This is a genomic window from Alteromonas sp. ASW11-130 (genome assembly GCF_026183735.1).
Classification (GTDB): Bacteria; Pseudomonadota; Gammaproteobacteria; order Enterobacterales; family Alteromonadaceae; genus Alteromonas.
The window spans coordinates 457,304-467,569 of sequence record NZ_JAPFRE010000015.1; the positions used below are offsets into that span (position 1 = coordinate 457,304).

The 10,266-nt window shown below is 42.0% G+C and carries 6 protein-coding genes; all 6 read left to right on the forward strand.

Annotated elements, in window-relative coordinates; genetic code table 11:
* The first annotated feature begins 15 nt into the window (after nt 1-15).
* The 6 genes from OPS28_RS05125 (at nt 16) to OPS28_RS05150 (ending at nt 8,712) form a co-directional block, all read left to right on the forward strand.
* On the forward strand, nt 16-1,791 hold the full coding sequence (locus OPS28_RS05125) for a DUF885 domain-containing protein (RefSeq protein WP_265608364.1): 1,776 nt from the start codon (nt 16-18) through the stop codon (nt 1,789-1,791).
* 4 nt (nt 1,792-1,795) lie between these two features.
* Entirely contained in the window at nt 1,796-2,305 is a 510-nt protein-coding gene (locus OPS28_RS05130; RefSeq protein WP_265608365.1) for a hypothetical protein, read from the forward strand.
* 125 nt (nt 2,306-2,430) lie between these two features.
* Nucleotides 2,431-3,120: a recombinase RecA gene (locus OPS28_RS05135; RefSeq protein ID WP_265608366.1), complete on the forward strand. Its 690-nt coding sequence runs from the start codon at nt 2,431-2,433 to the stop codon at nt 3,118-3,120.
* Nucleotides 3,121-3,135: 15 nt separating this feature from the next.
* Complete coding sequence (locus OPS28_RS05140; RefSeq protein WP_265608367.1) at nt 3,136-4,533, forward strand: Y-family DNA polymerase; 1,398 nt, start codon at nt 3,136-3,138, stop codon at nt 4,531-4,533.
* A gap of 1 nt (nt 4,534) precedes the next feature.
* Entirely contained in the window at nt 4,535-7,609 is a 3,075-nt protein-coding gene (locus OPS28_RS05145; protein ID WP_265608368.1) for an error-prone DNA polymerase, read from the forward strand.
* A 206-nt stretch (nt 7,610-7,815) separates the two neighbouring features.
* Nucleotides 7,816-8,712 (forward strand): hypothetical protein, encoded by an 897-nt coding sequence (locus OPS28_RS05150; protein WP_265608369.1) that lies wholly within the window; start codon nt 7,816-7,818, stop codon nt 8,710-8,712.
* Nucleotides 8,713-10,266 lie beyond the last annotated feature (1,554 nt).

Genomic DNA, 10,266 nt, shown 5'->3' on the forward strand with positions numbered 1-10,266 from the left:
ATGTCTGGAGAGAATATGAATACCAAAAACGGTTATAGCTTTTTTTGCCTGATCACCCTGCTATTTTTGTTTGGCTTGAAAGCCAATGCGGCGGAGAGTGAAAGTAAAAAATTAACCACGCTGCTGGATGAAATTTGGAAATATGAATTACAGGTTTCACCCCTTATGGCTAGTCGTGAAGGTGAAGCGATTAACCCTGACAAACTCGCTGATATTTCTCCTGCTGCTTTAAAAAAACAGCACCAAACTTGGCAGCAGTTTCTTTCCAGACTCGCTACGATTAATACCAGCGAATTGAGTGATTCTGAACAAATATCATTATTGATGCAGCAATATCGGCTGGAAAATTATATCGATGAATATCGGTTTAATGCGCACCTCGTCCCTATCACCTCTGAGTATGGCTTTCATAGTGCGATGGCATCTTTACCGCGCTCAATGCACTTAAAAGATGAGCAGGACTTTGAGCATTATTTGTCCCGGCTGGCTGCCATAGAAGCTAATTTTGAGCAAAATATTGCCTATATGCGTGAAGGGATGCGTATTGGTTTAACCCAGCCAAAAGTGGTGTTAGCAGGATTTGAAGAAAGTGTGACCCCATACCTGGTGGATGATCCCAGCAAAAGTGACTTTTATGCCCCCTTTAAAACCATGCCAGCGCATTTAAGTGACGCAAAGAAAAAAAAATTCCAGGACCGAGCCAAAGCAGTCATTAAAAAATCGGTAATCCCTGCTTATCAGATGGTTTATGACTTTCTGGTGAGTGAGTATATTCCCAATGGTCGCAGCGACATAGCAGCTAAGAGCTGGCCTGATGGTGAAGACTATTATCAAAACCGAATAAAACATTACACCACTACAGAGATGTCGGCAAAGGATATCCATGCACTGGGGTTGAGTGAAGTTAAACGTATTCGGGCCGAGATGCAGACCATTGTTGATAAGCTTGAATTTAACGGCTCTATTGATGAGTTTATCCATTTCCTGCGAACCGATCCGCAATTTTATGCTACCTCTGCTGAGGAGTTGTTAAAAGCAGCCTCTTTTATTGCTAAGAAGATGGATGCCAAGCTTCCCCAATTATTTGAGTTTCTTCCTCGCACCCCTTATGGCGTCGAAGCTGTACCAGAAAGCATTGCACCTAAATATACAACCGGCCGATATATTTCACCGTCTCGTGATGATCAACCCGGATATTATTGGGTTAATACCTATGCGCTGGATAAACGCCCACTTTATGCCCTAACCGCTTTGACCTTGCATGAAGCGGTACCTGGACATCATTTGCAAATTTCGCTTGCAGCCGAGATGAAAGCGTTACCGAAGGTACGCCAAAACACCTACATTTCGGCTTTTGGTGAAGGTTGGGGGTTGTATTCTGAATACCTGGGTATAGAAACAGATATGTATAAAGATCCCTATGACGACTTCGGTAGGTTAAGCTACGAGATGTGGCGGGCTTGCCGTTTGGTGGTTGATACGGGTATGCATATGTTTGGCTGGTCCAGACAACAAGCAATAGATTTCATGTTAACCAACACCGCCCTTTCTGAGCACAATGTAAGAACTGAAATTGACCGTTATATATCCTGGCCCGGTCAGGCTCTGTCTTACAAAATTGGCGAAATTAAAATCAAAGCTCTACGCAATCAGGCAGAGGAAAAGCTAGGCAGTCATTTTGATGTGCGTAAGTTTCATAGGGCGGTGCTTGAACATGGTTCAGTCCCCTTGTTTATCCTTGAGAAAAATATTAATACGTTTATTCAGTCAGAGTTAACGAAGGTAAAGTAAAAGCATGTTGCTAGGTCTATTTAGTATTATGGGTGTGTTGGTTATAGCGCTAATTTATTTTGTTTTGCGGGCACAAACCTATCAACGAGAGTTAAGCCTCGTTCGCAGCACGGCAAAATCCAACGCCAAAAAAGTGAATATCGCTTATACCAATTTAGTCATGCTGACCAATGAATTACAAAGTGTATTTACACAACGATTAGAGGTAGCTAATAGCAAAGGGTTACTTACCGGAGGTAATTTCACTGCTGCCAAAGTGGTGATTAAAAATTTCTCAAATGTAATAATGGATTGCTGTGAAAAAGGCAATACCGTAGAAGAAGCAATAACCCGCAGATTAAAAAATGACTCGGTATCGTTAATCGATGTGAAAAACTTCATTAAAGAACAGCCTAATGATGTCCGTATGTCATGGTCGAAAAATACCCCTGAGGGTTTTATTACCGCCTGTAATAACTTTAGCCAGACAGCCTTAACAGTTGATAAAACTGATCTAAAACAAGAAGCTAGCTAACAGACAAAAAATTTTCAATTAAATCAAAGCACGCTATCAGATAGCGTGCTTTTTTTGTATCCGTGAACTTGCAGAGAGACTGATTTACCCTATAATACTGTATATATAAACAGTATTATTATGTTATGTCTGATTCTCTTACTCATCTGGTGAAACACCCTAAGCTATGGCGAGCCAGTTATAAATCTTCTGTAGAAAATGATGCCCGCATAGCATCGGGATTTACTGTATTGGACAGTGCGCTTAATGGCGGCTGGCCTTTAGCGGGTTTAATACGCCTGAGAACATTAAAAGGTATAGGTGAAGTTAAGCTGTTCCTAACTTTATTACAAAAGATCAGAAAGCATCAGCTGATTATGTTTATTAATGCCCCTGGCCGCGTTCAGTCGAGTTGGTTGATAAAACATGGTATTGAAGCTGAGAATGTGTTTTCGCTTTGTGGCAAACATGATGAAAACTTATGGGCGGCAGAACAATGTCTTAAAAGTGATGCCTGCCAAGTAGTTTTGTTATGGTCGACCCAAAACCTTAGCCTTACCCAGGCGCGGCGATTACAGGTTTGTGCTAAGCAACATCAATCAATTTGTATTCTGTTCGAATATCAAGATGTTCCACGACAATCACTACCCGTAGAGCTTGATTTGTCAATTATGCGTGAGAAAGCTGAAGTTATTATAAATGTTGATAAACAAATGGGGGGGTGGCCTCATCCTGGCTTACGGGTAGCATTTTCACCTAATCCAAATAATAACCCAATCCTCTCAGCCTTCGAACACTACTCTCAAACTTTTACCGCACATACGAAGGTCAGTTAACAGTATAGGTGATTAATGTTGTGGCTATACCTGGATTTTTATCAATTAACGCTTGACGCTTTGGAACAAACTTCCGATGAAAAAAGCGCACGTCCTTGCGTGATATATCAAGCGGAGGTTAATCAAATAGTGCAACGGAATGCCTTGGCAAAGGAACGCGGCATCGAAGTGGGTATGGGCATGGCGCAAGCCGCCGCATTAAGTGCAGATTTAAACGTGATTGATTATAAACAAGAACGTGAAAGCGGTCATTTGCAGATGCTTGCATGTGCTTTATATCAGCTGATAGGTGATATTGTTGTATACCCTCCCTCTTGTTTAGCGATACGACTTGATCCATCAATAAAGTTCTACGATGGTTTAATGCCACTTTGGCAGGCTTTAGTTACTCAGTTACGCCAACAAAAAGTAACCTACCACTTTGCTACGGGATGGAGCATAGAGTCCGCCAAAGTATTGGCCAAAGCCAAGACTAACGCGGTATTTTCTGACCGGAGCAATATTCAAAAGGCCCTGCAATACTGTCACTTAAAACACACCGACTTATCTGCTAAACAAATCAGTTCGCTGGCTCGGGTAGGTATTCACACGTTAAGAGGATTGTTGGCACTTCCAGCCACCGAATTAGGAAAGCGATTTGATAATGCATTGATTACTTACTTGACTGCGCTAAGAGGAGAAGTATACCCACATTGTGTCTATTTCCATCCGGCTGAAAAATTTTCCCAGACAATTGAGCCTACTTACGAAATTTCTCATACCCACCATCTTATGCCGTGGGTGCGTCGGTTATTAGACCAATTGGCGATATTTCTTCGCTTAAGAAATCAGATAACACACTCTCTTACTCTTACACTATACTTTCGCGAACAAGAACAAGAAGACTTTGAAGTTGGCTCCGCCTGCCCCCTCTCTGATGCTGCCACCTGGCACCCTCTATTTGAACTGTTAATTGAAAAGTTAACACTTAGTGAACCTGTGACGGCTATTGGGTTAAGTGCAAATACTACCGAAGAAATGACTGGAGAAAACAGTGATTTTTTCAGTGACCGATTCCATTATTTTGCCAAGATGCAACTAATAGGCAGACTTCAGGCTAAGCTGGGTGAAGACAACCTTAATAAACCCGATTTAACCGATGATCACCGACTTGATGTGATTCATCCTCCACATTCTGCCCGTCCTTTAGCGCTCCCAGATAGGTGGCAGCCTCTTTTCATTGCCACTAACCCTATTCCTCTTTCTAAACCAAGCCATATCCAATTTGGGCCAGTACGCATGCAAACCGGATGGTGGGACGGGCATTATATTAAACGCGATTATTTCATTACTCAGTCTTTAAACGGTGAATTATTGCTGATTTATAAATGCTCTCCTGAAGCGCAATGGTATATTCAAGGCTGGTATAGTTAATATGCTATATAGCGAACTTTTCTGTCAAAGTAACTTCAGCTTTTTATGTGGTGCGTCCGATCCGGAAGAACTAGTTAACACGGCGACCTTTCTGAATTATCAGGCACTTGCTCTCACCGACGAATGTTCTGTCGCCGGCGTAGTCAGAGCACATGCAGAAATTAAACGTAATCGCCTTCCTTTAAAATTGATTATTGGCGCTTCGTTTACCTTCGCCCAACATTTTTCCTTTATTTTACTATGCCCACATAAACAAGCTTACGCTGAATTATGTAGGATCATTACCAATGCACGAAGCCGCTCACCGAAAGGGGAGTACAATCTGGCAGAGTGGGACATTAAGTCAGTTAAGCATTGCTTAATAGTCTGGTTACCATCCCTTAAAAAAGAAGTAGACCAATATTGGGCGAACTGGTTAAAACGCTTTCATTCTCAACGCTGTTGGATTGGTATTCAACGACTATTAGACGGCCAAGATCATTACCGTTTCAGTCAGTTTACTGACCTCAGTGACGACTATTCACTTCCAATATGCGCTTGTACCGGGGTACTAATGCATCATTCCAAACGTTTACCTTTGCAACATGTTTTACATGCCATGAAGCAGAGAACCACGGTAGACAAGGTAGGAAAAGTGGCGTTAAGCAATGCTGAACGGACGCTGCGCCCCTTAAGTAAATTAAAAAAAATCTATCCTTCTGGATGGTTGAATGAGACCAAAAAAATTGCCGACCAATGCCAATTTTCATTAGACGAGCTACGATACCAATATCCTAAGGAACTTGTACCAGTCGGTTATACGGCCTCCTCATATTTAAGAGAATGCGTCGAAAAAGGAATTAAAAAGCGTTTTCCTGAAGGCATAAACGCAGATGTCCGAAATACTATCGAAAAAGAACTGAAATTAATTAATGAACAAGCCTATGAGTACTTTTTTTTAACTATTTATGACATTGTGCAATTTGCTCAGCAACAAGGTATTTTGTATCAGGGCCGTGGGTCAGCGGCTAATTCTGTAGTCTGTTATTGCCTGGAAATTACAGCGGTTGATCCGCGTCAGATAAGCGTTTTGTTTGAACGTTTTATTTCGAAAGAACGCGATGAGCCCCCCGATATTGATGTGGACTTTGAGCACGAAAAACGCGAACAAATTATCCAATATATTTACCACAAATATGGCCGCCAGAGAACTGCTTTGGCTGCCACTGTAATTACATTTCGTTTTCGTAGTGCCTTTCGCGAAGTAGGTAAAGCATTAGGCTTTCCAGAGAGCCAATTAGGTTATGTGCTTAAAAACATTAATCGGCGGGATAGAACATTACCCTGGCAAAGCCAACTTGTTCAATGCGGCATGGATCCTAGCCAAGTAAAAGTAAAACAGCTGATTACCTTGGTCGAACAGGTATTAGGGTTTCCGCGCCATCTTTCACAGCATGTAGGGGGATTTGTTATTTCTGACGGTCCTTTACATGAATTAGTTCCTACTGAAAATACAGCAATGCCGGACAGAACCGTTATCCAATGGGACAAGGATGACTTAGAAACTCTGGCTTTATTAAAAGTAGATATCCTTGCCCTTGGCATGCTTACCGCCATTCAAAAAAGTTTTAATTTACTCAATAAGCAATTCCCACAACCTGTTTCCATCCCATTTATCACTGGTTTAGGCGATGATAAACAAGTGTACGACATGGTGTGTAAAGCTGACACGGTGGGGGTATTTCAAATTGAATCCCGTGCCCAAATGACCATGTTACCTCGATTAAAGCCACGCAGTTATTACGATCTAGTCGTACAAATCGCCATTGTCAGACCCGGGCCAATCCAAGGCGAAATGGTACACCCTTACCTGCGACGTCGGCATCAACAAGAACCTGTTATCTACCCATCTAAAGAGGTAGAAGGCGTCTTAGGAAGAACTATGGGGGTACCAATATTTCAGGAACAGGTTATTCAGCTAGCCATGGTAGCGGCTGGATTTTCGGGAGGAGAAGCGGACCAACTCAGGCGGGCAATGGCAAGCTGGAAAAAGAATGGCAGGTTGTACGAGTTTCAGGAAAAAGTAGTATCAGGCATGACCAAACGAGGCTATGAAGAAGGGTACGCTAATCAGATATTTGAACAGATTAAAGGTTTTGGTGGATATGGTTTTCCCGAAGCGCATTCAGCTTCGTTTGCAGTATTAGCTTATGTTTCTTGCTGGTTAAAGTATTATTTCCCGGCGGAATTTTATGTAGGATTGTTAAACAGTTGGCCAATGGGGTTTTATACTCCTAGTCAGCTCGTGCGTGACGCCCAACAACATCACATCAACGTGTTACCTGTTTGTATTAATGCCTCTGCTATAGAGCACCAAGTAGTATTTTTTCAATCTGAAAAGGCCATCAGATTAGGCTTCACTATAGTAAAGTCATTATCAGATAAAGCAAAAGAGTGTATCGTTAAAAACAGACCCGAAAAAGGTTATCAGTATTTAGCTGAAGTTCAGCAGTTGTCACTTTCACGATCAGATCTTGAGGCATTGGCCAGTGCTAATGCATTTCATCAACTAGCAGAGAATCGATACCAATCGCGCTGGGAAATGATGAATGAAGAAAAGAATTTACCTTTATTCTGCCACAATCCCACCCAACAGAATTTCAACTTTGCCCCCTCCTCTGTAGATAATTTAGTGGAAGATTATGCCGCGACTGGTTTATCCATTGAACATCACCCCATTGCACTACTTGCGGAACAAAAAGCATTAGAAAAATATTGTTGGGCGAGTGAACTGATACATAAACCCAATAAGTCATTAGTGCGCATTATTGGTTGTGTGACTGGACGCCAGGCCCCTGGTACAGCTTCGGGGGTGACATTTATGACACTTGAGGATCATACCGGGAATATTAATGTCGTTGTGTGGCAGGCAACAGCTCGGCATCAACAACAACCCTATTTAAAAGCGAATATTTTACAAGTAGATGGGGTACTTGAGCAGTCACCAGAGGGCGTCGTTCACGTTATTGCGGGAAAATTAACGGATCGTTCAGATTGGTTGAAAAAACTTAACGTACCATCCAGGGATTTTCATTAGTGACAGGGGAATATTTCAGCATTACGTATATTTTTCATAATGTCTATATAAGTGACACACTATTTTCCACCGTGAATAATACACAACTACTTATCACACTGTTTTTTCACAATATTTCCGAATGGCATGGATGATGTATCCTTTATTGGTGACAACTTTCCCTCCGTCAATTGTAATTCGGGGGTTAATCCAAGAAGGAGTTTGTAATGAAAAAGCTTACATTAGCAGTTTTAATTAGTAGTGCATTATCAGCTGGAGCTGTTGCTGGTGGTGATTGGAAGAAAGACAAGATGGAGAGTGCGGATAAAGACCAGATAGAAAGCACTTTTGCAGAGTTAGATAATGATGACAACGGTTTCATCAGCAAAGAAGAAGCTGATGATGATGACGTCTGGGAGCATTTTGCGAAAATTGATACTAATTCTGACGACCAATTAAGTCAGAAAGAGTTTGATAGTCATTTACAAAATAAGTCACAACACTATGAAGACGACATAACTGCCACAGCACAAACTGGTGCAGTAGGCGATATCGAGCAAGATGAGGCAATTTCTACTGAAACTTACGTGGAAGCCGACCTTGAAGATGACGAGATCGAGCGGGATTACGATGATAATTCCACTATGACTGCTCAAAGTGACACAGAGGCCGAACTGGAAAGCGACAATATCGAAAGAGACTATGACACCGATACCACTATCGCTGCCCAAAACCAACGTGATGACGTAGATGTTGTTATCACCGAGCAAGGCCAAGATAGCGATCTGGCCACGCAGAGCAATGAGTTAGACACTAATGCAGACATGACTGCTCGTAGCAAAAGTGATGTAGAACTTCAGGAACAAGATCCTATGGTGCAGCAGGATTCAGAATTTGAAGCAAATTCTGATATGAGTTCTGAAAATATGGTCGCTAATAACGAGTTCGATATGATGGACACAGACCATGATGGTCAATTATCGAAAGCTGAAGCTGCCCAAAGCGGCGTCAACGAATCATTTGAAGATATTGATGAAGATAATGACCAGCTAATCACGCGTATTGAGTATTCTGAATATCGTCAAAATCAAGATAACGATTATGAAGATGAAAATGAAGAATAATTTAATTCGTAGGTAGATTTTCAAAGCCTCCTTGTTGGAGGCTTTTTTATCCGCGGGTTTAATTTAAAAGGCGTTACCGCTTGCAATCCGAAGGCTGACCCAACGTCACTCCTGATAAACACTTGTACCATTAGACGAGATGTCGTCACTGCCCCTTGCGACTTAGACGTCCTTACAAAGACGCCGCAGCTAAATCTATATCTTATGAATAACAGTTTTTATGGTTATGAATTGCGCGTTCTGATAGCACAGGTAGGCAAAATCTTCCGCTCACAGTAAAATTCATATAATGCGATTTACCGAAAGTACAGCGGTAGCCAGTAGCGGGGTCCACAAGACTCGAATTAGTAACGAACGATTCCGTAGATATTTCATTCCCTTTGATTAAGTCTTTGCTAATCACGAATCGGTTAGAGGAAATTCATAATCTATTTTAGTTAAGCGTAGTAGTTTGAATTGAACGGGGGGCTTATCTTTAAAGTCCGTTCGCCTTCAGTTTTTTCTGTTGAAAGCCTAAACTTTACTTTGCAAAGCTATCATTCTGAGAAAAGCTGTAGGTTTAGCTGAAGTTGCCTACCATTTTGATTTACACATATCTCTAAAATGGACAGGCTCGGGTTGAAGGTGAAGCCCTCACGCAGAATCTCTTGAAACCCAACCTTGTCAACACCAACTAGTTGGGTAAATCACTTATAAAAAAGTCGTTACGGTCATAGCCGCTCGCCATCTTAATATATGGTTATATTTAGTACATCGAGAATGAGCTGGGAGGCCCCCCATTGTGTTGCACCAAATACCCTCGCTAGTATACAAAGACTCGTCGCGTCGAGCGGTACGGTACCAGCAATTTCCATATGCTAGTGTATCTGGCCTGGTATTTCTGTTTTATCAAGTTGGCGAGGCGTTTATTATGGTTTGAATAAACAAAGACATTATAAGAGCTCTGTGGAAGCATGATCCAGCTTGCACAGTGCAAAGTCGACATATTGTAATCATTCTGAAGGAGCAAACTGGCATTCAGACTATACCTCCGAAGCCTTTGATACGTATGTATTTTGATGCTGCTACCCTATTCACCAGAACTCGCCTTAATAGAACAACTATCGATTTGGCTTCGACAGCACAACTTGGCGAGCCGCTGTTTTCAAAGATAGAATGACATTGTGAATGCGCGTAGCAATGCATGGAGAGATTTTTTTAGCAACACGGATCGTGTCCCCACTATGTGTCTAAAGAACTGAGGCATAGTGGGCAAACTTTAATGCGGATTAATATGAGCAGGCGCCGAAATAACGGTAACGGTGCGCAGAAGGTTTCAACCTGCACTGAAAAGACGGTAGCGACGTCTCAAAGATTTTAGTTTACTTCGAAAAGATAGTATCGGCGGGGGAAAGTTGCGGCCTTCACAAAATGACGGAAGCCTCTTGAAGTAGTCGCATGAAACCGTTAGAGGTGCTGGCCTTTTAAAATACAGCTTAAACGAAAAAAGGCCATCCATATGGATAGCCTTTTCTCTTAATGGGAGTTTGGCGGTGTGCTACTCTCACATGGGGA